General features: G+C 39.2%; 19 protein-coding genes. 10 read left to right on the top strand and 9 right to left on the bottom strand.

The genetic code is table 11. The annotated features are described in order from the left end of the window. The first annotated feature begins 484 nt into the window (after nt 1–484). From FD723_RS39420 to FD723_RS39410, 3 genes are all read left to right on the top strand, one after another. The gene (locus FD723_RS39420; protein WP_256875422.1) at nt 485–1,366 is read left to right on the top strand and encodes a chromosome partitioning protein ParA; all 882 of its coding nucleotides are present in this window, start codon (nt 485–487) and stop codon (nt 1,364–1,366) included. A gap of 201 nt (nt 1,367–1,567) precedes the next feature. Continuing rightward, nucleotides 1,568–2,374 (top strand): hypothetical protein, encoded by an 807-nt coding sequence (locus FD723_RS39415; RefSeq protein ID WP_179070571.1) that lies wholly within the window; start codon nt 1,568–1,570, stop codon nt 2,372–2,374. Between the two features lie 55 nt (nt 2,375–2,429). Further along, nucleotides 2,430–3,050 (top strand): DUF6753 family protein, encoded by a 621-nt coding sequence (locus FD723_RS39410; protein WP_179070570.1) that lies wholly within the window; start codon nt 2,430–2,432, stop codon nt 3,048–3,050. A 4-nt stretch (nt 3,051–3,054) separates the two neighbouring features. Here FD723_RS39410 and FD723_RS39405 read toward each other — a convergent pair whose 3' ends face one another. Further along, the gene (locus FD723_RS39405; RefSeq protein WP_179070569.1) at nt 3,055–3,843 is read right to left on the bottom strand and encodes a response regulator transcription factor; all 789 of its coding nucleotides are present in this window, start codon (nt 3,841–3,843) and stop codon (nt 3,055–3,057) included. A gap of 264 nt (nt 3,844–4,107) precedes the next feature. On the opposite strand from FD723_RS39405, the gene FD723_RS39400 reads away from it, so the two are divergent. Next, nucleotides 4,108–4,353, top strand: a complete 246-nt coding sequence (locus FD723_RS39400; protein ID WP_179070568.1) for a hypothetical protein — start codon at nt 4,108–4,110, stop codon at nt 4,351–4,353. Here FD723_RS39400 and FD723_RS39395 read toward each other — a convergent pair. The 6 genes from FD723_RS39395 to FD723_RS39370 form a co-directional block, all read right to left on the bottom strand. After that, nucleotides 4,350–5,120, bottom strand: coding sequence for a hypothetical protein (locus FD723_RS39395; RefSeq protein WP_179070567.1), 771 nt, complete (start codon nt 5,118–5,120; stop codon nt 4,350–4,352). The genes FD723_RS39400 and FD723_RS39395 overlap by 4 nt on opposite strands. Nucleotides 5,121–5,127: 7 nt before the next feature. Beyond that, a complete protein-coding gene (locus FD723_RS39390; protein ID WP_179070566.1) occupies nt 5,128–12,999 on the bottom strand; it encodes a hypothetical protein in 7,872 nt (2,623 codons plus the stop codon). A gap of 498 nt (nt 13,000–13,497) precedes the next feature. Continuing rightward, the gene (locus FD723_RS39385) at nt 13,498–13,854 is read right to left on the bottom strand and encodes a hypothetical protein (protein WP_179070565.1); all 357 of its coding nucleotides are present in this window, start codon (nt 13,852–13,854) and stop codon (nt 13,498–13,500) included. A 170-nt stretch (nt 13,855–14,024) separates the two neighbouring features. Beyond that, a complete protein-coding gene (locus tag FD723_RS39380) occupies nt 14,025–14,702 on the bottom strand; it encodes a hypothetical protein (RefSeq protein ID WP_179070564.1) in 678 nt (225 codons plus the stop codon). 241 nt (nt 14,703–14,943) lie between these two features. Further along, nucleotides 14,944–16,479 (bottom strand): relaxase/mobilization nuclease domain-containing protein, encoded by a 1,536-nt coding sequence (locus FD723_RS39375; protein WP_256875420.1) that lies wholly within the window; start codon nt 16,477–16,479, stop codon nt 14,944–14,946. A 43-nt stretch (nt 16,480–16,522) separates the two neighbouring features. Further along, nucleotides 16,523–16,909: a MobB protein gene (locus FD723_RS39370; RefSeq protein WP_256875419.1), complete on the bottom strand. Its 387-nt coding sequence runs from the start codon at nt 16,907–16,909 to the stop codon at nt 16,523–16,525. 857 nt (nt 16,910–17,766) lie between these two features. Between FD723_RS39370 and FD723_RS39365 the strand changes: the two genes are divergently transcribed. Continuing rightward, complete coding sequence (locus tag FD723_RS39365; RefSeq protein WP_179070563.1) at nt 17,767–18,345, top strand: hypothetical protein; 579 nt, start codon at nt 17,767–17,769, stop codon at nt 18,343–18,345. 255 nt (nt 18,346–18,600) lie between these two features. Here the strand turns inward: FD723_RS39365 and FD723_RS39360 are convergent, their stop codons facing one another. After that, complete coding sequence (locus tag FD723_RS39360) at nt 18,601–18,744, bottom strand: hypothetical protein (protein ID WP_179070562.1); 144 nt, start codon at nt 18,742–18,744, stop codon at nt 18,601–18,603. Between the two features lie 326 nt (nt 18,745–19,070). On the opposite strand from FD723_RS39360, the gene FD723_RS39355 reads away from it, so the two are divergent. From FD723_RS39355 to FD723_RS39335, 5 genes are all read left to right on the top strand, one after another. Next, nucleotides 19,071–20,567 (top strand): ParM/StbA family protein, encoded by a 1,497-nt coding sequence (locus FD723_RS39355; protein WP_256875418.1) that lies wholly within the window; start codon nt 19,071–19,073, stop codon nt 20,565–20,567. Between the two features lie 693 nt (nt 20,568–21,260). Beyond that, nucleotides 21,261–22,064, top strand: a complete 804-nt coding sequence (locus FD723_RS39350; protein ID WP_179070561.1) for a ParA family protein — start codon at nt 21,261–21,263, stop codon at nt 22,062–22,064. A 3-nt stretch (nt 22,065–22,067) separates the two neighbouring features. Further along, the gene (locus FD723_RS39345) at nt 22,068–23,219 is read left to right on the top strand and encodes a ParB N-terminal domain-containing protein (protein ID WP_179070560.1); all 1,152 of its coding nucleotides are present in this window, start codon (nt 22,068–22,070) and stop codon (nt 23,217–23,219) included. Between the two features lie 1,113 nt (nt 23,220–24,332). Continuing rightward, nucleotides 24,333–25,292: a ParM/StbA family protein gene (locus FD723_RS39340; protein WP_179070559.1), complete on the top strand. Its 960-nt coding sequence runs from the start codon at nt 24,333–24,335 to the stop codon at nt 25,290–25,292. 10 nt (nt 25,293–25,302) lie between these two features. Then, the gene (locus tag FD723_RS39335; protein WP_029631541.1) at nt 25,303–25,593 is read left to right on the top strand and encodes a hypothetical protein; all 291 of its coding nucleotides are present in this window, start codon (nt 25,303–25,305) and stop codon (nt 25,591–25,593) included. 229 nt (nt 25,594–25,822) lie between these two features. Here FD723_RS39335 and FD723_RS39330 read toward each other — a convergent pair whose 3' ends face one another. Beyond that, the gene (locus FD723_RS39330; protein ID WP_029631539.1) at nt 25,823–26,242 is read right to left on the bottom strand and encodes a hypothetical protein; all 420 of its coding nucleotides are present in this window, start codon (nt 26,240–26,242) and stop codon (nt 25,823–25,825) included. Nucleotides 26,243–26,286 lie beyond the last annotated feature (44 nt).

Genomic DNA, 26,286 nt, shown 5'->3' with positions numbered 1-26,286 from the left:
CAAACTAAATAAAATTTATTACTAATTTATATATCAACAAATGTTGGTTAATATTTAAGTTTTGTTGATTGGCTTTTTGAGGTAAAGGTTACATAATAAAACCAATCTATGTAAAACAGAGTAGTTAGATTTCATTGAATAATGAGTATTTATTGGCTCCATCATATAGCTAATTTTTAGGGCAAGGATATGAGCATTTTAGAATTGATGCAGGCATTGACATTTTTGCATAAGTATACTTTTGATTATTTATTCTGGAAGTATTCATAGAAGGATGTAGCCATTTTATGTGGTTTGCTGAGAACCTGTATAATCAACTAGTCTTATCGTTAAAGGTTGCTTATACTAAATGTTTTTTAACTATTACAAATCAATTCTTTTCTTCAAAATAAGGTTTAAAAATTTCGATTTACATCAACAAAGTGTATTTGCTTTGTAGAGGATTGTTATGTCTCAAAATAGAAACAGTAAGGGTAAAAAAGTCATGTCTGATGATAATACAACCAATAGTAATAATAGTAAATCTCAAAAGCGGCTAATAATTGTTACAGGTGATAAAGGTGGTGTGGGAAAAAGCACCTTTGCACGAGCGCTATTTCAACTGTACATTAATAAAAATTTACCCTGTGTTACTTATGAAGCTGACTTAAGAAATCCCCAGTTAGAAAGATATTTCAAAAAAGACTACCGACCGATAATCCGTTACATTGATATTTTCCATAGAGGTGGTGCTGACGATTTATTAATTAATTTAGATGAGAGTGATTGTCCTATTACACTATTAGACTTACCAGCACAATCTGGAGGTTTCTTTGAAAGTTATGTCAAAGAGCTTTCATTTTTTGAAGTGCTTAAGACCGATATTAATTGTCAAGTTACGATGGTTTCAGTGATTAGTAGGGTTCTTGATTCCATAAATGTTCTAGAAAAACTGCGCGAACTTTGTAAAGATCAAGTAAATTATGTTGTTGTCAAGAACTTATTTCATGGTGAAGAAGAAAAATTTGAGCGATATAATGACGCTTTTCTGCGTCAAAATATGCTTGCAGAAGGTCTGGTAGAACTTGTGATGCCAGATTTATTCTACAAATCCTACGACTTTATTGACCGCCATGCTCTGACATTTAATGAAGGTCAGACTCATAAAGGAACAAATATTGTGATTAAGTCGAGAATTAAATCTTGGCTTGCTGAGTTTGAAGCGCAAATTAAGCCAGCATTTAATTTATTTGGCTTTGATATACAACCAGATGATTGTTACTATCCAGCAGTTGTTGAAAAGTCTAAAGAGCTTAGAGAAAATGAAGAAAAAGAAAAAGCTAAAAACCAAGATTCAAATTTACAATCTCAAGAAATAGCTGCTTAACCCTGTTTTGTCAATCTAGGAAAAACCAATCCCTGAAAGCCTTTCGGAGCTTTACTTTTCAGCTTTTGGCTATACTTTTTAGTTTCTGCTAGAAAATAAAGGCTCAAAGCTTGATTTAATCAAAGTTTCAGAGTTTCGCTTCGATTATTATTTTCCGAAAGTGATAAAACAGGGTTAATTCAATAATTTGCTTAGTTTATTATGTTTAGAAAGCGTTTTATGATTACATCGGGTGATGCTCGTGTAGGTAAGTCTACAGCTTCTAGGCTATTGCTAGAGTTGTACTTGAAAAATAAACTCAATGTGCGTGTTTTCTACCACGGGCATCGCAATAAGCTATCGATGTATCAAACACAACGCTTTGAGATAAACCATTTGGGATTCTCTAGGGGTGATTCTGATAGGTTATTACTCGACTTAGAAATGTTTCCGAAAATTGAAGTGATTTTGACTGATATGCCAGGTCAAAACCTCCGAGAATTCAAGTTTTTTGATAGAGATGTTTCACTGATAGAAAATCTTAATTGTCTAGGATATCGTGTTACTTTCTTGCACCCGATATCACACCGTAAAGACTGTGTTGAAGATTATCTTCAGGATTTATATCAGCATTTTGGTAGTCAGGTTGATTATGTTGTTATCCAAAATCATTACTTTTGTAAGCGATTTCGATACTATGAGGGAAGTCAATTCCAAGCTGATATTAAAAGGTTAAACGGCTTGGAACTAGTTTTAGGTGGATTGCATAATGACTTTTACCAGTTGCTTGAGGATGCTAGTTTACCTTATACTCAACTGATTGAAACTAACTCTCCTTTTAATACTATTCAGCGTTCGATAGTATTCAACTGGATGGAGAATTTTCATAACTCTATTGTTTCTAATGGAATAGCTTCTAATTATCTAGGGTTGAGTACGAACTGTGCAGAATTAGTTTCTACGGGTGTAAGTAAACAAAGTCCTTCCAATTTTGATGTAACTGAAGATGTTGAATCTGAGAAATGGTAATTATTTGCTTTACCAAATTAACAGTGATATTTCAAATTGACTATTTAAACAACCTATGACCAATATTGCAAGAGTTGTTGAAAAAGTTGTTGCAGAATATTCTGAAGAAAAAAAAGCAGAGGTTACTGATTGGATACTTAAATTGGGTGTTCGACCTGATGACCCCTTGTTTAACCTATACGCGGAACTGGGTACAACTCAGTTTGCGTTGCAGCAACTACCAGGTAGGCTTGACTCCCTTGTGGTGGGTTGGACTGACATGGTAGACGATAAGCTTAATAGTGCTTCTAAAGTAGCTATACAGCAACAAAAGAGTGCGATCGCAGAAGCGGCGAAGGATTTAGTTAAGATGACTAAGCAAGCTGGTGGGGTTTTCCCTCACTTGGATGTAAGTAATTGGCGATTGGCACAAGTGGCGGGGGTATTGGGTTTTGTACTGGCATTAGGGACTGCAATTGGTGTTTTTACATACAAGACCATCGCTGGAAGTATAACTTTTCAGTCGGCGGCTTCTGGATCTGCCATCTTACAATCTGAAGATAAAAAGCTTTTAGATTGGGCTAAATCTAATGAAGGTAAGGTAGCGCGTAGTATTTATGTTAAAAACGCCGCTATCATTAAAACTTGCCGCCAGCAGAAAAAGTATTCAGGTGGCTGCATAATTGCAGTTGATTAATTTTTTAGGCAACCCAGCCTTTGTATCCCTTATTACTCGTTTTAGCTGTATCTTTTTGACTTTTTTGGTTTGTTTTGACTCTTGCGTGGGTTTCTTGAGTAACTTCTTCTTCGATTTTCATGTCTGTAAAGCTGAGGATTCCCAGGCGGATTGCTTCGCGGATAGCGTTTAACCTATCTTTGACTCCTAGCTTGATAAATGAATTATGTAGATATGACCTTACTGTACCTTCTGAAACATACATGACATTGGCAATTTCATTATTTTTCATGCCTCCGGCAGCTAATTGAAGAACTGTGATCTCTTTATTAGAGAAATCACTTAACAAATCTAGTGCATTTTTATCGGGTGTGTCATTTGACCTGAGACTATCAATCAAAATACGATTAATAGTTGGGTCAATCCATGATTCATTATTGTACGCAGCCATGACTGCTTCAACGAATCTTTCTCCTACTTCTTCTCTAACGCTATTTTTAGCGTAGTAGCAGTCTGCGCCATTACTAATTGCTGCGTTAATGGTATCTCTGCTGCTATTTGCAGTCATAACCACAATTCTAATTGATGCGTGTTTAGATTTAATTGTGCTTATTACATCAATGCCATCGATATCCGGTAAATCAATATTTATAATTACGATATCTGGCTTTTCTTTGTCAACAATTTCTATTCCTTGTTTTCCGTATTTGGCAACGCCACATACTTGGATTGCACCAGTTTCAGATAATATTGTTGCCGCGCCAATCCTAGATATGTTCTCATTTTCAATGATGACAACATTAATAGGTTTCATATTATATGCTTTTTTGGTTTGGTATTGGTATTGTCCCTGATAATAATACTTATAACACTTACCTTTTTGAGAATGTTTAATCTTTACAATTACTATAAAATAATTAGCTTATTTAAAATATTTATATTACTTTGTAAAAACTTTACAAAGTAATTGGGTGGTTTATGTAGTTTTCATTAAGCAATCTATTTACTAGATAATTTTATTTATCAGTACTGGTTTTAATAGTTATCAGCGAATTGATAGGGGAATAGATAATTTTTTATGAAGAGCGATAAACTTTTAGGATGGATAGAAAAGATTGTTGTTTGGTCTTTAATGGGGATGCTATGTTTGGTCGGGTTAGGCAGATTGCCTGTTAACCCGACGAGTTTGTTTGACTTTACTGCGTCTTTTTACTATTTTGCTGTTGCGGTTGTTATTTGTCCCAAGACTCCACTGAGTTTTAATAAAAAGCTGATTTTTGGATTTATAGCTTTTATGTATGGCGTGTGGTTTGGGTTGATTTAATCTAGCTCTTTAGCAGAATCCTGGTTTTTAAATTGTTTTTGACTCTGTTCGCGGCGTGCTTGTTGCTCATTGAACAGAGTCTTGAAACGTTCAAATTCCTCTTTGGTGAGATTATTAATGGTGATAGAGTACTCTTCTGAATTATTGTCATGAGATGCCAAGAGTACTTCTCGACTTTGTTCAGAATCAGGCAAATTTCTATCAAGGCTAAGAGTTTGCGAATCTTCTTCTAATTTTAGACTTGCAGTATATTCTTCACTTTTATAAATGATACCTTGTGTTTCTTTATCTGATTTTCCAAATATATCTAAGCGGTCTAAAATTACAGGAATAACAAACTGTCTAATTTGAGAATCGGCGGTAAGAGATTGTACTCTATCTTCTGGACTCTCTTCTACTGGGTTGCCATTATTGTCGTCATTTTTATTTGTGGGGTTTTCTAGAACCTCTGGTTCAATTGTCGTTCCTGTGAACTGGCTTGCTTCGGCTTGTGAAGATGACTCTTGATTAACTTTATTATCAAAAGTGATAGGTTTAATTTCTGTAGAGTTTACTTTTGCTTCATCTTGCACTACTTCACTGATTCTGTTAATTTCCGAATTCAACCTTAGCACAGCCTCTTTTGTTTCCTCAGCAGTTGGAGGCTTTTTTGCAGATTCTTCAAATTTATCATCAGGGATGTTAAGCTGTTTGATCAATTCTCTGAGGAGACTGGCTCGCATTGCTGGAGTTAAACCTTCTACTGGAAGTTCGATTAGTTCTTTCATACTAACATTACCTCTCCACTAAATCTTTTTTGACATCTTTGAGAGCATTATTGATACGGGAATTCATGAGTTGAAAATCCTGTAATGTTTCATCAATAATATTACTTACTTGGGTCTTTCCTTCTTTGACATATAATAATATATTGTCATTTTTATCTTTAACTAAGTAAATTTTGTCTTGGGCTTTTGTAGCAATTTGGTATTTTTCTGTTTGTACTGACATAATACCATTGATATCTTCCTGTCCAATGATTTTAACTAAATTTTGGGCAAGACTGGTCATTTCATTAATTCTTTCTAGCTCCTTAATATCTTGTTCCATTGCCTTAAAAGCGTTCTCAAGACTGATGTTTTCTTTGATATATAAATCAGCTACCTCCTGAATTCTATTGAGATATGTTTCTGATTTACCGAGCTTTTCAGCTGCTACATACCAGTCTTGAAGATTTTGCACTGTATTAGCTTTCATCCGCTCGATAATACTATCCATCACTCCAACCTGCTGCATTCTGGGTTGAGAATGTGATGCGAGTGCTTGGTCAATATTTGGTTGTTGATTTTGTTGTGGAGAGAGAATGCTCTTGTCTTTAGCAAGAAATGGATTATGTGATACTTGTGTATTAGAAGAAATAGCGTTGGTAATAATTTTGGTATTTTCTACAAGATTTAATACAGCGTATCCTTGGGAAGTTTGTTCTACTTTATAGCCTTTTTCTTGAAGATAATTTTGAACTAATTGGTCAGTCCCTTGTGCATTTCCGACTATGAAAGAGCTTTTCGCTTCTATTGCCTTATTAAGTAACGGTTTATACTGATTTTCAAAAGTTTGGGCAATTAGCTCGCTTGTCACTCCGCGCCACGGGCCAGACCCGGATACCATAATAATGTCGTCTTTCGAGTAATTTCCTGTGTTGGCGCGTTCTCCCCATGCTTGCTCGTAATTCCGAGTGCTTGAAGGTGTATCGGGGGGTGCAGCTGATTTACCGATAAACTGGGTAGCTATTTGGGCCATCGCAATATCTTTTTTCATGTGTTCAGCGACGGCGGCGTTTATAGGTTCGAGTTTGGACAGTGGATTTGTTAGCGGACGATCAGTCTGTTCGGACTTTTCCTGCTGGGTTTGTACTGTAGTTTGTTGTGACTTTTCAGTTATATTGCTGTATGCTTCGCCGAGGGCTTGAATAAATGCGGATTCTTTACCCTTACCCTCCCACTGTTTATCTTGGGCGTTAGTTATATTGGTGAGGCGGTGCGTTGCGGAGGACAGTCGCGTGGGCGGGTTTCCCGACTTGAGCGAACTGTCCGTTGGGATTTCCCCCGTTGTTGCGACTGCCGTACAGTTTTCCAGCCATTCAGTTCCTCCGCGTTTGGCGATCGCCTCTGTTAGCCGGGGGTGTTGTTCGAGTTTAGCCTGAAGCACTTCTACCATTAACTTGTATTCATCAGCCGATGGATGCAACTGCTTTTGGTGATTAAATGCGTGTTCGGCGGATGCGTATGCTACTCCTTCAGGTTTTTGGCTGTGGTTCTCTACTCCATATCGTCCGGCGGGGGCTTCTGGATTATTATTGACTGAAACTTGGTAATCGTTTTGCAGCTTGCCTTGTTCTTTTGCGAGTGCAGTGGCAAGGCTGAGTGCTACTCCAAGACCATCTTTGGAGTCGGGACTGATATTTACTGGAGTTGCAGGTTGTTTTTGGATGGCTGGGAATGGAACAATTTTGCCATTGACATAATCCCCTAGCGGCTCCATGAATAAGCCATATACCTGACTCTTACTCGCCTGGGTTTGGGTAAGTTCTTTAGATGAATGTTTTTCCCATTTCGCCCAGGCTTGCTGGTAACTTGGATCTCGAATCATTTCGGGGGTAATTTTGTACTGCTTACCCACCCGAAAAGCAACTTGCTCGCCGTTTTTACCAAGGGCTACCGCAATATCTCCCTCTTTGACACTATAAGTTTTTTGGTAGGATACACCTCTGGTGGTGTGTATCCTACCGTATCCGCGCATGGCATCAATGGTTGTATCGACTGGTACTTTGGAAGGTTCGCCGTGCAGATGTAGCGAATAAACCATTGGTACTGGTTTTCCAGATATAGTCGGGTTGTTTGGAATCTGAGGGTTAGCAGCGCGTGCCGCAGTGGAATTCCCAATGGCGATAATTTCTTCTACAGTTGCTTGGTTTAAAGGGTGTGAGGAAGTATTTTGAGTGACTTCTCTGAGGCTTGTATAGCTACGTTCTACTTTAATTTCTCCCCCAGGTGTCCACTCGTTAGTTTTGATGGTAAGGTCGCTGTTGCTTTGGACTATCGCACGAGGAGGTTGGTTTGAGGCGAGGAAGTTTTCAAATTTTTGGCGAACGCTGTTTTGTCTGCCCAGGTCATTTTTAATTGACCAGATGTTGATAGACCATCTGCCAGCCTCAGTATTGAGGGCAGCGTGTTCGTTCTTGCAGTTAAAGCGGGTTACTGTACCCGACTCAAGTTTAAACTCTTGGTATTGTGCGTCCTGATTTTCCTCCCTAGTCCATGCCATTCGTTCCTTAGCAGCGCGATACCCCCAATCAGAATTTCCGATACTAATGCTGCGGGCTTCCGTCGCGGCGTAGGAGTCATCGCGGTGGTAGTTGATGCCAGCGCCTGGGTTTTCGGAGTAAGTGACCAGCACAATATCAGCGTCAGGATATACTTGTTTGACAAGTTCCATTAGCTTGTCGTCTTGTACCCCTGGCTTGAAGTCTTTGTCTTTTAAATCCCATTTTGCACCGACCCATGCGACTTGTCGTCCTGGTGCATAGTTGGATCTATCGTTTTCAAGTACAGGTTTGAGGTGGGTTTCAAGATGCGATCGCAATTGTTCTACTTTTTCCTCGCTTACCTTACCCAATATTTCAATAGCTTTTGTTTGATCGGCTTGATGCGAGTTTGGTAGTAATATTGCTTGGTTTTTAGTTTCTATTTGCGTGTTTTTTGATAGTTGTACTTCAACTGAATTTTGATAAATTTGTGAAATACCTGCAACTGTGGCATTAATACCTGATTGAATGTTAGTTATATTCTTTTCTGGTACAGCTTTCGCAGGAATAATTGGTACTGGAGAATCTTCTTGATTAAGCTCTCTGGGACGGTTAGGTAGTGCTTGTAGAGCTTTTTTGTACTCACTATTTTCTGGAATTTGGTTTAATTCTAAACGACTACCTTCAGTCGCAAATTTTTGATTTAACTCTGCACTAAGCTGTTCATAGCGGTCAAATCCCTCAACTTCACCGATATTAATCGGTTCTCCAAGTAAACTATTTAATTCTTCGTTGATTTTTTCACTAATCTCATTTTTATTAAAAATAAATGTAGCTGTGTTACTCTCAATAAAATAATGATTTTCAGTAGATTTTGATTCTAGCCAAGTAGCTACAGCGATCGCGTCTTGTGCGGGAACAACTAATCCGAGAGCTTCTTTAGTTTCTAAGAGCGATCCATCTGGGGAACTATATTGTTGGTTTGGGTTATAAAAATATACAGTTTGTTCTGGAACGACTGGAGGGATTTGTGATGATGTATTTGCACTCTTGATATTACCACCAGCACGGTCAATAAAGGTTTGTTTTAGTTCCTCACTAATAGTACTTTCATCGAGTACGAATACAGTCATACCTTTTTTGGCTTCTAACCGAGCTTGTGAACTGGGAAACAGTTCGTATGATACTCCTACTTTTTCTAGATACTTTTTAGTTTTTTCGGCTATATTTTCGTCAATTGCTAATCCTAAAATCCCTACTAATTTTTGTTCTTTATCTTGGAATATAATTGTCGGACGTTCGTTAATTTTACCGAGTATTTGGTTGCGTTTTTCTTGCTGTTCGTTTCTGACAGGCTGCTCATTACTAATAAGCTGACTGCGCTTAACCCATTTGTCGGGATACTCTACTGTTTCTGGATTAATAGTTATTTTACAGGTACTTTCATTACTGGTAATCTGTACAGGGATACTAGTTCGTTGTTGGTTTAAGCGAATAATACCCGTATCAATTAGTTTTTGTACAGTGCTACTTTCTTTCCTTTGCCACTGTCTTTGTACATTCTCTCTATTTAACTCGGTTTCAAGGCGTTCACTATGCTGACCAATAATACCGAGTGATTGGTCGCCAATTTTAGCAATATAAACGTGCTTTTTATCAAATGCCCGAACTAAAGTTTCTTTAAATACTTGGTTGCTAATTTCCTGTTTTTTGTACTTCGGATTAGTAATATTAATTCGTAAAAAATTTCCCTTAGATGTCTCTGCTATAGCATAGGCATTTTGTCCGGTGATGATGGTTTGAATTTTAAGCTGTAACTGTTGCCCATTACCAGGTTTTTCTGCTAGCCAACCTTCAGCAATACCCTCTTTAATTGATTCCTTATCAATGTTGCCTAATTTCTCAGGTTTATTACCATTTTGAAGATAAATGCTATAGTCTTCCCGAATAAGGTCAACCTTTTCGATTGTTAACATTACAGGCTCATTATTGAACCTTTGGGAATTTCCAAACTTATTAACTTCACCTACTTTAAAGGTAAGTTCTGGAAGTCCGGGTACTTTGGTTGTAATAGAGGTGGTATATACTTCACCTTTTTCAACGCTGGCAATAGCAACACTACCAATTGGTAGTCGGGCGTTACTTTGTTCTATATTTCCAAATGTTTCGTAATTACCTTCCTGGTTCTGGAGTTCAATGACACTTTTTCCATCTTCAGCTAGATTAAATCGAATATTTTGAGGTTTATTTTCATGAAATAATTCACTACTCCTGTCGAAGCCAGTGATACTAAACTCGTTAAATCTGAGTGTGTCTAACTGACTGATAATCTCTTCAGGAAAGGCAGCAAAGGCGAAATTAGAAACTTTCTTTTGGTAATCGCTACCTTTATCATTACTACTCTCACGAGTAGTTGATACTGCCCAGGTAGCAGCTGCCATTGCTAGCTTTTGTCCTTCTGGAATTGAATTGTAAAATTCTTCTGCTATCTGGTAGGCTTTTTGGTAAAGAAGCTTAATTTGACCTTCGCTTAGTTCAGCTTTGAAGGCTATTTTGTTAGATGTTACTTCCTGTCCAAGTGTAATTCCTATTTCTTCGAGTTTGTTTTCTTGCTCCTTAGCAAGTGTTCCTAATGCCCTAAACTTGGGTTTGTTTTTCTCAGTTTCATCGTTAATTTGGGCATAAACTAAATATTTATGCGGACGGTTATTGTTGCGCTTGTCTTCAGATATTTCTGATAGCTTGATTGTAATTTTATTAGTTTTCCAGATAAATTCATTATCATACTGTAGTAGATTAGTTACGCTTACTTGATTGCCATTAGCAATGGTAATATTTACAGATGGCCCTTTCTCAGTTTCTTTTTGTCTAGATAGCTGACTCGCTCGGTTAAAGGATTTGTCGAATTCTTTTTTGACAAGAGTAGCTCTTAATCGCTGTTCGTTAGAAAACTCGACACCTTTAAATAAAGCTTGAAATTGGGCGATTTCACGCGATTCGAGACGAGCTTTTTCAAAATACTGGTTGGTTTGAGCAATTAGTAATTCAACAGGAGAGTATCCCGTGGGTTGAATTGTATTGTCAATATAAACGTCTTTTTTCTTATCCTTAATATAGTTAACCTCCCGGTGGAGAATCCGACTGTTGTTGCGGATAATTTCCATTTCGGGTTTTTTGGCACTTTTGAAGAGGTCAACTGCAATTTGGTTTTGAAATGCTGCCTCGGCAATCATTTCGCGGTATATCTTGATGTTAGTATTCATTGCCACCAGTGCATTGACCTGGTTTAGGGGTTCTTGCCGAACAGTTTTGATAAACTCTTCCATGTAACCGCGATACTTGGTCGGAATTTCCTTCCCTTCAATACCCTTGGATTTTGCCGAGGCTTCTGTTTTAAATAAATCTTCGTAGTGTTTGGCTACCTGCTGTACGTACTCAATTTTGTCTTTTTCACTACCAAAGTTTTTCAGGATAGTAATTTCTGACTCTAACGCTTCGATTGAGGTAAGGTGATTGTTGATAACACCGACACTAATGCCATCGCTCATGTGTATGGCGATTTCTTCAAATTCCGGCTGACTGCCATCTTCCTGGTAAAAAGATTGTTTTTTGAGTTTAACAGTTGGATCGTAAGCGTTTTCAGGCAGGTTGCGCTCCCTTGCCTCCGCAGTGAGGTTTGGATACCTGCTTGCCCGCTCGAAGCCTATACAATCACCATCGTAGTCGCGTGCCTGACGCTCTTGTTCGGACTCTTGAGGAAGAATTTCTAGCTCGTAACCAGCTGATTTTAGTTCTAAAATATACTTATTAAATTTGTTAGTAAACTCAATTTTGTCTTTAGTTTCGAGCTTGCCGATATTTTGATCTAAGTGATTTTCAAGACCTTCTAACTGAATATTCTTACTTTGGGCTTCGGGTAGGACAGATTTAATTTGCTCATTAAGGCGGTTATAAATGCGATCGCTTGTTTCGTCCGAGACAGCGATTGCACCTGCCAGAGATTGACCATCAGGCCCAAGAATATCTTCTACAATTTTGTTAGTTGAGACGCACAGACCATTTGAGTTCAGGAAAGGGGAACGGAAGTTGAGAACTTCTTCCCTGTCTTGATAATGCGGTATGGAAATTTCCCCATTTTGCAGGTCTTTGGAGGGAATGACCATTGCCCGCTCAAATGTGAGCGTCTTGCCGATGGCGATTTCTTTCCACTCGTTTTGGACGAACCGGGCTAGTTCGCGCTGTACTTTCTCAGTTTCAAGAAGTTGACCCTCTCCTTGCAGGTCAGCTTTGATAAGTTTGTAAATAAACGAGTCAGTAGCAATGCGATCGCCTACGGCGGGCGCTCCCGCGCCATCGCGTAAAGTTTCTAAATCTTCTGCTACTGTTGGATCTTCTGCTGCTTCTTCTAGTGAGTTTGCTTGCTCTTCTAAAAAGGCTTTCCGTTTCTCGTACTTTTCGCAGTAAAGTTGTGCAAGTTGCCGGGGGTCGTCCTGTGCAACATTCAGCTTTTTGGCTTCAAGTTCTAGCTGTTCGGTAAAGTCTTTCAGTCCGTTAGGGAATGAAGCGAGTAACTGGGAGATAGCTGTTTTACCGAGTTCAGATTGTGATTTTTCACCTAGCCAGATGTTTGGTCGGTACAATCCAGGTTGAATTTGAGGCTTAGTCGGGCTATTAGGGTTGTCTTTATCAGTTCCCTTGAATGCAGATAAGGGAAGAATTAAGTCAATTTTAGTTGAGTTGTTGGGATCTGAATAATTGAGGATTTGGTCAAGGTTTGCAGGTCGTAAAGTACCTTTGCCAAAGCGGTATTTGTTATCGTCTCCGTCTTGGTCAGTCCAGCCGAAGCGGTGCTGAATTACTCGATATTTATCACCTTTTTGATGCTTGGTTAATTCGTGATATAAGTCTGTGGATATTTGCCCGTAACAGTCTCCTGTTAGCCGATACGCCTGGTCGTTACTAATAACGCCACCATTTTCACCATTACTGTCATCAACAATTAGAATATTTAACTCTTTATTGACGCTATTTTTACACGAACCGAGAAAAATAGATCCGTAAGCACCTCTATCTTTGTTATCAGGGCATAATTGTTTAATTCTATCTAGACATTCTTCCGGCCCATATAACAACCGTGTTTTTGATGATAATAATAATTTGTGACCTTCAGGATGATTAATTAATTGTTCCACAGTAGACTTTTCGTCCATATGCCCGAACGAAAAGTTAACCCCAGGAAAGAAATGTTCTATTAGGGTATTATTAAGTTCTTCTTTTAACAGTGAATCTGGATTATCCGTATTACCATCTGTATGAATCCACTGATTTAACCTAGTGTCAAAATGTTTAGCTTGAATTGTCATATATAAACAATTAAACTTATAAATTTAAATATAAATTTTTACTTTTTGGCACTAAAATACCCTTAGAGCTTGATTTTACTTTCTCTATATCGGTAATTTATTAAACAATTTTCTAATTTCTATCTACAAAATAAATGTAGTTGTTAATACATATTAATGTAGCTATTACTTAGATTATGGCTCCTGAAGACATATTCGGCGTGATCCCAAAATTTAAGTATGAAAAAAATATACAAACTTCTCAATTACTTCTTGCTTAATGCTAAATCAGTAGTAACATTCTTAATGTTTACCATTGTGCTGATGTTTGTAGTTTGAGAGAGAAAGCTAAATTAGTGTGGCAGCAGCTTGATAATTTTATGTCTGCCAAATTTTTTACCCTTCTGTAGTTTTTCAATTTGGAGTTGTCCTTTGTTCTAGCTATTATTTTTATTTAAAGTAACTAGAACAAAGTGGCTTGACATACAAAGCTTGACTTCTCAGTATACTGAGCAAGATTCAAGTAGAATTCCTATATAAAATAGATAATCTTGTATAGTGCTGTAGACATTCTGCGTAATATTTAGCTTTAAATTGGTTCTCTAACTCTTCCAATTTAGATGATTTTATAGGTTCTAAACCTAAATAATTATGATACGCCTCATTAGCTTCATTAAGAACACCATAAGATTGATATGATGCTTCGTTTTTAACCATAAACTCTATCAAGCTTTCTATAGTTTCACCCTGCCAAGAGTCTAAAATCTTATCTTGAAATCTTCCTCTTTTAGTCGATGTGGCATCACTCCATAAATCATCAAAGGGTGCATCTTGATTTTTAAATTGTTTGAGCCATTCTCTAAAACTTATGGTCATTTTTAATTTCTCCTAGTCGGTTTTTAGCCTGTTGGCATACCTATCAGAGCGATTTTATCGTAACCGTCACAACCTACTGGTAGGTAAAGCAGCTTTACAGATAATCCTGTATTTCAGTATCTATATTTTGTGGCAGTAATGAAGTAAATTTTCCCATTTTGCTGGTTTTATTAGTCGATGGATATAATTTCATCGGTGTTGAAAACTTCAACCGTAGCGTTTGGACTGTTCATATCTGTGGTTTGTTCGAGTAGGCGTGTTGCTTCCTCAAGCAATGTGCTTGCGTTGTGAAGCAGTGTTCGCACTTGGGTTAACTTGTTCCGCCGTTCGATACCAAGTTGTGCTTCTATATACCGCGCATCATGCTGATGGCTGAGGTGAATTACCCGTACTTCTTGTTCTTTCTCTGAAGGTGCGAACATTGCGTTTTCGGCGGTTAATTTATAGTACGAGTACGTACCACTCGGCCGTTTGACATTGTAGATGTGGAGTTCGCAACCAGGTGGCGCGATGTACTGTCCGTCGAAGTTGGTAAGTCCAGTACGAATATTATCTAATGTGGTGGCGATCGCCTCAATGGCCGGGATAACACCTAACGATTCTGGTGATTGTGGGCAACCGCGCCTCATCAGCATCATGATAGCGGCAGAACGACGGGTCAGGCGAATTTGTTCTTGATACTGGCGCATTTGTTCTTCCCGAATACGAACAAGTTCGAGTTCTTCATCGGGGCTTAGTTGAACGGCACTTCCACAAGTTTTGTAATTCAAACAGTCGGCAGGGTCTATGCCTGGGTATTGCATCATGCTGGCACAGTCAAAGCCAAGTCCGCATTTTTTCTTGGGCATAGGTTACATCCTTTTGTTCTAGTTACTTTTATAATTTAATATAGCTAGAACGAGGTAGAGTTATTTCCTATGGGGTTATGGGCGAGATAAACGATATTAGGATTTTTGCACCTGAGCAGGATATCGTTTTTACGAAGTATTCAAATTTGAACACTTCGTAGAAACGATAGTAATTCCCAACGGCTTTTTACCCACACTCAGAGAGGCACTGTGGATTAAGTTTTCTCTACCAACAGATTTACTATTGCTCAATACCTCTTTGCGATAGCGAAGCGCTGCTGCGAAGCGCAGATCGCGATTTATTTATTAACGCTTGTTGGGTAAAGACACGCAAGCTTTCAATCTGCTCGATTTCGTTTGTTGTTATTCGAGTTGGTATCTCTTCGTACCAGTTTCCCTGACTATAGCAGGTTTGCATCACAGGAGTATTATCCCCATGACGGTAAACAGTCAGAATATTGCCATTTAAACTGGCACTCAATTCCCGTCCCTTGATACGGAAATTATTGGTAACAAGCATATAGTCAGTGATTGTAGAAGGCAGATGTTTGAGGTTAGAAGGGAGAAGGTTAGGAAAAGGGGGAGTAGGGGAAGATTGCTCTTGCAGGATTTGTTGAGCAGTGGATAGACGGTTTTCTTCTGAAATATCCTGTTGTGGGTGCTGTTCCTTCAGATACGGCTGTACTTTTTTCTTAACCTTATTTGCTTCCGACGTGGGTTTATCTTCTAATTTTGGTTGTATTGTCGAAATTTGATCTGGATAATTACTATTTAGTACTTTTGTACTCTCAAATATTTTGGAGTTACTATCGGTATCGCCATTACCATCACTTGTACTGCTGCTAGTAGGTTTATCAGTATAAAAGTACTCATTATTGCTTATGACATTAGTATTTATGCGGTTAATTGCTCTGGCTTTAGCTTGTTGAATTACTTCCTTATCTTTCTCTTGGTCGTATGTTATTCCGTATTCAGACAGCAGTTTGTTCCAACTATAGGGTTTGTATACTTGATAACCAGCGATTTTAACATCATTATGGATGTAGGTAAAACCTAGTAGTTCCTCCCCCCGTATTTTAGGCAATACCCCAATGTTGTTTTCCTCCAAGCGTTGGATGAACGTGGAAACAGTGGGACTATCCTTGATGGCTTCCCCTATTGCTTGGCGAATAATTTCCTTACTTGTTGGGGTTTTGTGCTTACTATTGACTGCTCTAATACTTTTCGAGCGGTTGGGACTGGTGAGTGCAGTTATGCCATACTCTTGCTGTAACTTAGAGGCAACGGCTTCATTCGTTGTCGGTGTCACCTCTAATCCTAATTCCGCCGCGATGCGTCTAGTTGAGACTTGGGAGTTGAAATAATCATAGGAATCATTAACTAAACTGCCATCTAACCGAATTCGGGAAGCAATTATGTGCAGGTGTTCGTGGTCGCGATCGTGGTGGCGTACTGCAACGAACTGACTGGTAGCTGCTACAGATGATTCTTCCTTGGGTAAGTATCCCATATCTTTGAGATATTCTTGTGCTACATAACTGTACTGACTGTCCGATAAATGCTCGTGGTAGTTGTGGCGGTGTGCGATTGAGATAATGAGGTGGGCGCACTGCCGTTTAACTGCTTTGTTTGTGTACTTGATGTTGAGAAACTGCTGGTTAAATTCATCTGGCTTTGTTCCCATCATATTAGTATCGACAATCGCAGCATCATCTTTCCCCAAGACATACTTGAGCGTGTCGAGAAAATTGGGTTTTTTATAGATGACGGGAATCAAATTGAGGGAGTTGAAAGTAGGGGGATATAGAACCTGTAATGCCTTATTTATCTTGGCTTGAGGGTGATTTGTCTGGAACGTCTAGGTTAAATGCAGCTGCGATGGTCTTATCTACGAGTGCGATCGCATTATTGACAGTATCCAAAATTTGCTGGTTGTTTGTTTCCTTTGCTAAGTGAGATAACATCATCAGTTCGCTTTTGAGGTTTCCAGCAGTCGCGCGGATAGTTATCAAGTCGGCAGATGGTTTTGCCGTTAGTACCCGCCTTAACCCACAGGAACGTAAATACTCAGATGCAGTTACCCCTGTGGCGATCGCTTTTTCCTCAATGGTAGTTTTCTCTTGCTCAAAGAGGTATACCTTGATGGATTTGGTTCGCTTTATGGAGTTACTTACCATACCTTGTTTCACTGCGGGACTGAGTGGCATAGTTAGAGACTGCACTGAGGGAGTTGGGGATAACCGGAAATCTGACAACAGTGTATGGTCTCAATTGCGGACAATATCGCTGCTACTTTTGGTATAAACTATACTTGATTTAGATGCCGCCAGTGAGAGTACTGTAACTTGTGATAATACAAGGTAATATCTTATGGTTCGTCTTGTAACTTGACACTGAAGCCGTAAACCTTGTTTTTAATGATGCAATTGTTGGGTTGTAGAGATTGTATGGTTATGTCGCCAGCGTGCGATCGCGTAGTGGGTGCTATCCATTATCGTGAATTAAATTATACGTAATTACAATTATTTATAGGTATTATTTTTAAATCTGTTTATTTATCAAACAGTAAATATACTACAGAGGTAGCATTTTGTGATACAAGATAAGACGATTGGTATTAAAGGCACTGTCAATTAATCTAGTTTATTGATAATAGCCTTAGTAATAAAATAACCCTACTAAACATACCTTGTCTTAGTTACAGGACTGTACGGTGACAGCAATAGTCTGTTGTGGAGTGCAACTGTAGTAAATCATATACAGAGAGGGTTATGGGGTTCTGTGTCAAGCCGATTAACCTTTGACGTAATGCTGAAATAATTGGGTTAATTTGCCCTCAGAATACCTCAATTATGGGGATTGTTAGAGTTTATTTTTCAGTTAATTATTTATTTTGATTAACAAAAATCAAACCCAATTTCACTTGATTGGGGTAATTAGTGTCTTAATTGGGGTAGTTCGGAGTAAATACGGGGGTGAGTTCTCCCATCGTATGGTTAAAGTATGAGTATTGACAAATAGCTTACTGAGAAGCTTGATTTGCACGTTATATAGAAGAGAAGTTATGGCAAGAGCGAGTAAGCCAGCTGATTCGGTTGAGTTGGCGCGTATCATGCGGAATAAAGATATGGAGGACGGTATAGTAATTAGCTATCTCCAGTCGAAGAAGCGAGGGCAAACTGAGTTAGTATGTGAGGCGCTGCGGGCGTATTACCTACCATTTGCGCTATCTGCTGCTGGGGTATCTGGTGTTGAATTGCAGTCAGCCCTCCATGATGCGATCGCGCAACTTGAAGTTCAGATCATTAAGATGAAACGGACGTTTGGGATGGAGGGGTTGCCCCAAGTAGTTCTTGTTAATCCTCATAGTGGAGTTTTCTCGCAAGGTGCAAGTGGCTTACAACCAACAATTGGAACTAACGGAGTAGGAATAACTCCTGTTTCACCTAATTTGGTTCCCCCTTCGGTTTCTTTTTTTGATTCCACTGGGCCAAGTCCTGTGTCGTTATCTGTTGCGACAGAACCAGTCGGATCAAATGTTGTGGGAGAAGATTCCGAAGATGATGGGTTCTTTAATGATGATGAGGATGACCCAATTGCTAAGGCAGAAATAGAAGTTGATGCAGGATTTCGTCTGGAGTGAGGGGATTATGAGGATATGGGTGGTTAGGTGTTGGAGAAAAGCATACTCTCTGCCTTTGCTTGTGATACTTGCGTAAGTCCAGTCCTTGTTCTGTTTGTCGTTGTGGGCAATATCTCCTGGAGTGCGAACCGACAGGTCGGCGCTTCGCTATCGCGGCGCTGTTGCCAGGAAGTGCTTTGCACCTCTTCACTGGGCGCATTTAGAAGGAGTTTTCGCTCAAGCACCTGCATTGCTCAAAGGTTCTATGAAACCATTTCAGCCATACATTTGGTCAAAACCTTTGGTCGAGGGCATCAACAGTATTTGACCGAACTGGAAAGGCGATCGCACCTCTAAAATTAGAATGCGATCGCCTAGAATAATCACTTCATATATCTCATCTGTAAAAGCTGCGATCAAAAATTTGACAGCAAAGCAAATGTGTAATTAACCCCATTTGACATACCTTGTTATCGTACAAGACTGCACAATTACGATACTTTTTACTGGGGTAATTGCGGGGATGGTTGAGGTAATACGGGGTGTGATGATGACAATCGCATTGTTTGAATTATAGGCAAAAAGCTAATTTTGTTTAATAATTCAACTTTTAGTTGATACAGAATTTGGGTGTGATTGGGGTAATTGAGTCATGATTTAGGAGGTGTTTTGATCAACGTGTATTAAAGCAATTTTTAATACTTTAATGTACTTATAATCTACGGTTTTGATTTGGTATTAGTGCTATGGAGGTACTTCAGTTAGCCCCGTGGCAATTTGAACTTGGTTGCTGGCAGTTTGCAGTGGACTCTCTACTCAATGGAGTTGAGTATGAATGCTGTAGCGCCATTGAAGAACATCGCCGTAATAGTTTTTTCTCTACGCACTTTGTATGTAAAAAAGCTGTTAAACCCTGTAAAGAAAGTGTTTTACACCACAGTATTTTTCCCATTTCGGTTAAATTGGGAACGATAGTAAAAGTAATAAAAGATAAAAATATGCCCAAAACTAAGGAGAAAACAGACGTAAAAAAGGTAGTAATTACGATTGACATGGGTGCAAGTAAAACCAAGGCGATCGCTCAAGAGTATCCAGAGGGAAAGCCTGTTGTTTTACTTTTCGACTCAGAAGTAGCAGATGTTGCTAAAGCTTCGATTGAGAGCGTTCAACAAGAAGGTAGTCCTGAATCTCGTACTTGGGTAGGAATAGGCGATGAGTATTGCGCTTTGGGAGAGCTTGCTCGTCGTCGGTTTGGGGGTATATCGCAGCTGAAGGAGCTAAAGTACGAACTAGCAGTCCCTAAAATTTGTGGTGCATTTTGGCTGGCTAAGGAAAAGCTGAATTTGGGTAATGATGTTGCAGCTTACTTGAGCATTCTGCTACCGCCCGGTGAAGTGCAAGACAAAGAACAGTTACAAGTTCGGTTGAAGGATGCGTTTCGAGGATTTGATACACCAGCAGGTAAGATGCGGGTAAAAATGCTTCGTTATGATGCAGCTTCTGAGGGTAGTGGGATATTTTTTCACCGTAGGCGATCGCTTGGCAATAATATGCCTGCTTCTATGTATGTAATGCTTGGTTATCGCAACGCAAGTATTTTCACCTTTCGCAGTGGTTCAATTGGTGCGGGAATAACCAGCAATTTTGGTATGTCTTGGCTGGTGAATAATTTTACTTCCAAGACATCGGGACTAAGCCCTGATAATCCCAATATTATTGAGGTGTTGGTAGAAGCTGGAGTTAGTTGTGACTCCCAGGTGATGCAGAAACTCTCACGCAAGCGCAAAGGTGATGAAATTCAACTTGATGGCGAGTCGATGTCCAAGGCTTTATTGCTTGCTAGAGATGAATATTGGCGTGCGCTCGTCAGATGGTTGCGCTCGAAAATGGATGAGGATATTGAAGAACTGGTGTTTTGCGGAGGGACTGCGGATTACATTCGTCCTGAAATAGACACTTACTTCCAGAAAGAAGGGATTAAGGTATCTTGGCACGGTAATATTTTTATACCTGATGAGATATCTTCCGGTATTGGCAATCGGATGGCGGATGTCTGGGCGCTCTACCAGTATATGATTATTCAGTTTGATGAGTTGACTGGTTATACCCGCTCTGAGGTTGTACTGCTAACTAAATCCGCTGAAGGTAGTACAGATAATCAAGATGAAGAAGTTAAACGTAAGTATAATTTTACGCCTTGTGAGCGACCTAGTACCTTTATTGGTGTGAACGAGAATGTTTGATTAGCTTAGAAAAAGTAGTGTAGTTACAAGGACTGCAACTACACTTCTGGGATGCTTTTTACGTAACTTTTCAATAACCACTGCAAGAATGAGCCGATTACTCGTGGTTAGGTGAGAATAGCTAGTTTTAGGGGGATTGAAAATACTTCCTTGTTGGCAGCGCCCCTTTCTATAATGACATCAGGTAGATAGAGAATATTGTTATCCCGCTTCAATCGAGTACACTTTGAACAAAGACTGTTGTTCAGCGTAGAATCTTCATGGCAGGGTGGTTATATTATGTCAATAGAAGATTTTTCTTCTCAATAAGCTCAAAAAAGTCGCATTAATAGCTGCTGATTGACACAGCTTTAAAGGTTGAAATCACATTAGAATTATGCCGTTGGTTTTTATACTCAATAACCAGCTTGCACAAAGGCAATAATGCTTTCCTATGGAACTGTTTGATTGAGCAAGTGCTGAGTGAATATCTCTTGGACGGGGTATATTTCTTTTTGTGTACAATTCCACAATAGGCAATCTGTGTAGCTAGATCGATCATTACTTGCAGTCAACCTCTGTGTTGATAGCAATCCTTGTTAGAGAAATCACAAAAATGATATAACATTATCTCAAAATTCTTCGCACAAACTGATATAACGTTATCTCATGACTGGGAGTCGGAAATATAGTAATCAAGAAAGAGAAAAAATTATGCCTGCCAATTTGACCCTTTCGATTGAGACAAACGCTGGAGGAGTGGCGAAAAGTACTATTTCATACAATCTTGCGTATGAATTGGGTGTTCGTGGCTATTCAGTGGCACTATTAGACATCGATCCTAACGAATCATTGACATTATTTTGCGGATTAGGAGAATTTAAAACACAGGGAACAATGGCTAATGTTTACCATCCAGACTTTAATGGGAACTGGCCTTTAATTACAGCTTGGCAAGGTAAGATTGATAAAATTCAAGTTTGTAAAGGCGGAAAAGAATTACACGAAACAATTCGGGAAGTTTCAAAGGATCTGCGTGGAGCTTATACTCTTGCAGATCGGTTGAGTGATTATCCTTTATCTCACGATTTTGTAATTATCGATTGTCCTGCAACATTGGAGCCTTTACCACTGACTGCTCTTGCAGCTTCTAGCCACGTGTTAATTCCCATTCAACCTGAATACAAGGCTTCTCAAAGTGCTGCGGCGATGATTGAGTGGTACTATTTCAACTGCAAGCGGCTGAGATTGAAACCGACTCCGAAAATATTAGGTATAGTTCCTACTCGTTGGAAAAGTGATTGGGGAGCGCATAGAAGTATTGTTGAGGAACTTCCCCTAGTCTGTAAGAATTTGGGAATTCAGTATTTTAGCCCAATTCGAGAATCAGCTGATATTCTTAATGCTTCTGGTAGAGGGCTACCTCTGGGAATTTACAGACCGGGTAAAGAGGCAAGAGGAGATTTTATGCCAATTGTTGATGCACTAGTTCAAGAACTTAAGCTAATAAGAGGTTAATCGATGACAAAATTAAACAAACCGAGTGTACTTGGAATGTTTGCTTCTGCTGCTGATTCACAACAGATATTTGGGCTTGAAGAACGAGTAGAAGATTTACAGGCAGAGATTACAAGATTAAAAGATGAACAAGCACAGGGAAAGCTTGCTGAAGAAGAACGTACACTCCTCAATCAAACTATTGAAGACCTACGAGAACATTTGAAAGCATCTGGAATTTTTAAAATTCACTATAGTGAAGTAAGACCCAATCCCAAACAAGCAAGGCAAACATTTACTTCGGATAGTATTCGGAGTATGGCTGTTTCGATTAGAGAAGAAGGGCAACAACAGCCGATTATTTTACTACCGGGAAATCTCATTTTTGATGGAGAACGGAGATGGAGATCCGTTGCAGAAGAGTTACAGCCAGAAATTGAAACACTGGATGCAGTGATGCTTCTCAAAGAAATTTCTGAAGAGGAATTACATGCACGCACTTTATTAACTAGTCTTCACCGAGAAGGCTTGAATGAGCTAGATTTAGCTGAAGGTTTGATTCAACAGGCTAAGTTAGTTTTGGAATTTGAACAGGAAGAAGTAGTTAAAGCACTTAGGAGAGCAATAGCTAGATTAAACGCAAAAAAACTTTTGCCCCAATTAACTGAATTGGTTATTTTAACTAGAAAAGAGCAGTCAGAAGGCATTAAAGAATTTAATTTAGACGAAATAGAACAAAGTATTCTTCTGTTGTTACTACGTTTTCAACAAAATCCAGCATCAGTAGATGCAAATGTCTTTCCTTGCTTACGGCTTTCAGAAGACTTAAAAATTGCGATTAGAGAATCAGGACTTGGTGCAAACCATGCCCGGTCACTCCAAAAATTAAATTCTAAAAATTTAAAAGTTGAAGAAACTAAAGCTCTTAAAATCCGACAAGATGCTACATCACAAGTTTTGCAAGAAAGGCTAACAGTCGCTCAAACTCGTTTTCTAGTTGCCCAAACTATTGCTGAACATGCTCCTGAAACAAAACCTAAACCAAGTCACCAAATCAGTTCTCTAATTCGAGATGTCTCAGCAACTAAGGTCGAAGATATCCAGCAAGAGCAACTGAGAGATTTATTGGCTGTATTAGAAGCTAAGGCAAAAGAGATTCGGAAAAAGTTGGACTAATACTATCTCGTCCGACTTAGTTCACTGAATCGGAGATGTCCATGTAATCTATAAGTGCCTATCTAAACTACCCAAATGGCTTTCGCCTGAATCCCGCAGAGTCAAACCAGAATTATCAGCCGAACGGTTTCAGCATATGAGATTTCTATACTGCGACAAAGCAGTGAGCCGAATTATATTTGAGTGCTGACACTGCCAAGAGAGGATACTTTGTGAGTTTACGGGTGAGCCTGTAGTTGGAGAATATAATGGAGGGACTTCAATCATCCAAGTTAAAGTTCAATGCCCCAACTCTGAGCAAACTGCTATTAGAGTGTGTACGGGAGAAGTGTTTTCTACAACAGTGATTCTTTCTCCTTTGACATAAATAATTTTCAAGAAACCAAATAATCTTTAATTTGCTCTTGCTCAGGTCGTAAAGCTTTCATTCCTTGTCCATGAGCAGAGCGTACCTTACAATTCTTGTGTAAACAATCTCTTACTCTGGCAATAGCCTCGGAAAGCGACCAATTTCTCGTAGATAAATTCCATCTGTATCAGAGCTAGGGCTAGACATCTGGCGGGAAGCTAATTTAATAACAAAGACATTGACAGTAGAGTATAAATCAAACAGTCAACCATTTTAGAGGGTGTAAGGAACCAACGTTTTGAAACGCGGGATTGAAGCAAGGACGCTTTGTATTTCGCGCTATGCGTCTCGGAATAAATATTTTTTTAAGTGGGCTTAGATCCACAACTAAAGTTTTTTATTCCTTCTTCTCTATTTTTTTGTAAGTTAATTTCTACTGCGTTGATAGAAAAGATTTCAAAAATTGCTGATGGGGGCTATATGGGGGCTATATGTACCCCAAAAATAGATTAGAACTTTGATGAGAATTTGACACCTATATGGGGTATTCTTGGGGGCTAAGTGGGGTATAAAGTGTCGTTAGTCCAAATGTACCCCACTTAGCCCCCAAGGGGTTATGATAAGCTCTTGAGGTTAGAGAAGGAAGGGGTAGAGTTCTGGGGAAAGACTCATAGCAAGTTATTCTTCTCTCCCCTGCTTTCCTGCTCCCCTAGATAATCTGAACAGATAACTTTCAAAAATCAAAACGTATTGACTTGATCCCTATGTCAAACATTCACGCCTCGCAAAAAATTTTTCCTGCTGGCTTTGATAACGGTTACGGAAGTCTCAAACTTTTAGTCGAAGGGTTTGAAGTTGTTCGTGTCCCCAGCTATATTTCCACAGCCGACATGGAAGATGTACCAGGGAGGGTAGTTTTTAACGGTAGTGCCTATACAGTTGGAGAATCAGCTTTCCGTACAGGTTATCATTTTGACCGGAACACAGACAATAATGAAAATAAAGTCAATAATGCGTTGTTGACATTATTGGGTGCATTGGCACATCTAGCACACCGTAAGGCTTGGCACTTAAAATTAGTTGTCAGCTTACATGATGTTGGTCTGGCTAACGAATTACAAAAAGTACTCAATGGAGAATATCAGCCAATACTTGCTGGCAAGCAATCAGAAGTAAAAGTAGAAGTGCTGAAAGTTGTACTAGAGGGTATGGGTGCATTGTTTGGGCATCCACTACCCAAAAAATTAACCATTTTAGACTTTGGCAATGGAACAACCCTGTATTCTCGTTACAACCGGGGTCAACGAGAAGTTCACACCGCCTACCCCATCGGTGTAGAAGTTCTCATTGATGATATTTCCCAAAAAATGAAACATCTAAATGGGGGAAAAATCGGAGACCCATCCAAAATCCGATTTTGCCTGGAAATGGGACATACCAAGTACAGTCGTGACATCGATATAAAAGATGTCTACAGCGCAAGTTTGAAAGATTGGTATGAAAAATACTTGAAGAAAGTGGTGAATATGACACTTGATGCCAAGCACCAAGGGGATGAAATCTGGGCGATAGGTGGAGGCTGTCTGTTACCAGGATTTAAGAAGCTATTAGAGAAGAACGGTTTCAAAATTCTGGATAATCCGGTAGAAGCTAATGTTTTTGGGCTTCTAGAAATGGCAAAAACCATTACGAGCAAGAATTCACCAAACACATCTGGGAAGTGAAGTTATAACAATGACAGATAAACAAGACTTAGCTCCGGTAAAAATTCGGCTCAAAGAAAACTACCGAGAACGCATATTTGCAGAGTCCCAACAACTAGGTAAAAGTTACCTGGAGACGCTTTATTTTATTATTGATTGCTATTTTGTTTTCATAAAGGCTGGATTAGCCACACAACAAGTAGCTTTCACGCCGCTTACTACTAACGAAAATAGACTCCAGCAGCCAATTCCCCAACCATCTACAGACCAAAAACTAGAAGATCCTGATGGCGAAACATTCAGTCTTGATTTTGAATTATAACCGTCAGATGAAGTTGGCAACGGTAATTCCCAACCCGTAGGGTAATTATGTCAAAAAAGTTTGAAATCTAGCTCTTGTGTAAGTATTTCAGTATTTATGTATTATATAAGATGAGTTGATGTCAGCGATTTTACCAAACAGTAGATTTTTATTCTGGATTTCTATAAAAAAATAATGCCAGTACTAACAAGTAAGCCTGTATGTACTAGCATTATTCAGTTAATTGGGTCTAGAACGGAGGTTCTTGATCTAGGTCTTCATCTGTCGAAGTAACGTTATCTTCGAGTAGTTCTTTGGCAAAATCGGGAGTTTCAGGCGAGTGAGGGGTTTTACTAACCTGGGTGAGTTCGTTGATGGGTTGTGCTGACATAAAGTTTCTGATTACGAATGTGGCAATCTTTTCTTTGTAATCACCCCTGTTATCAACTAGCAAATCGAGATATCCTTCTGCTGTGCCGTGTACGCCTTCCCCTTGTTCGTTAATAACGACGGCGGGTGCGCCCTTGGAACGGAATGGCATCTCGTCAGCAACTACTCCTTCCTTGGAACGGTAGTAGAATTCGGCGATCCCAAAGGCAATCAAGGAACCTTCTTTGTCGTGGGTAGTGTTCACTGACTTAAGATTGATAGTTGCAGTATTATGAATCATGTTCGTTTTATTTGTAGATTGATTAGATGGTTTATCGCCTACGA

This window comes from Nostoc sp. C052 (assembly GCF_013393905.1).
In the GTDB taxonomy this organism is placed as follows: domain Bacteria; phylum Cyanobacteriota; class Cyanobacteriia; order Cyanobacteriales; family Nostocaceae; genus Nostoc.
The sequence above is the reverse complement of the archived record's forward strand: the minus strand, read 5'-3'. Positions and strand labels throughout refer to the sequence as shown.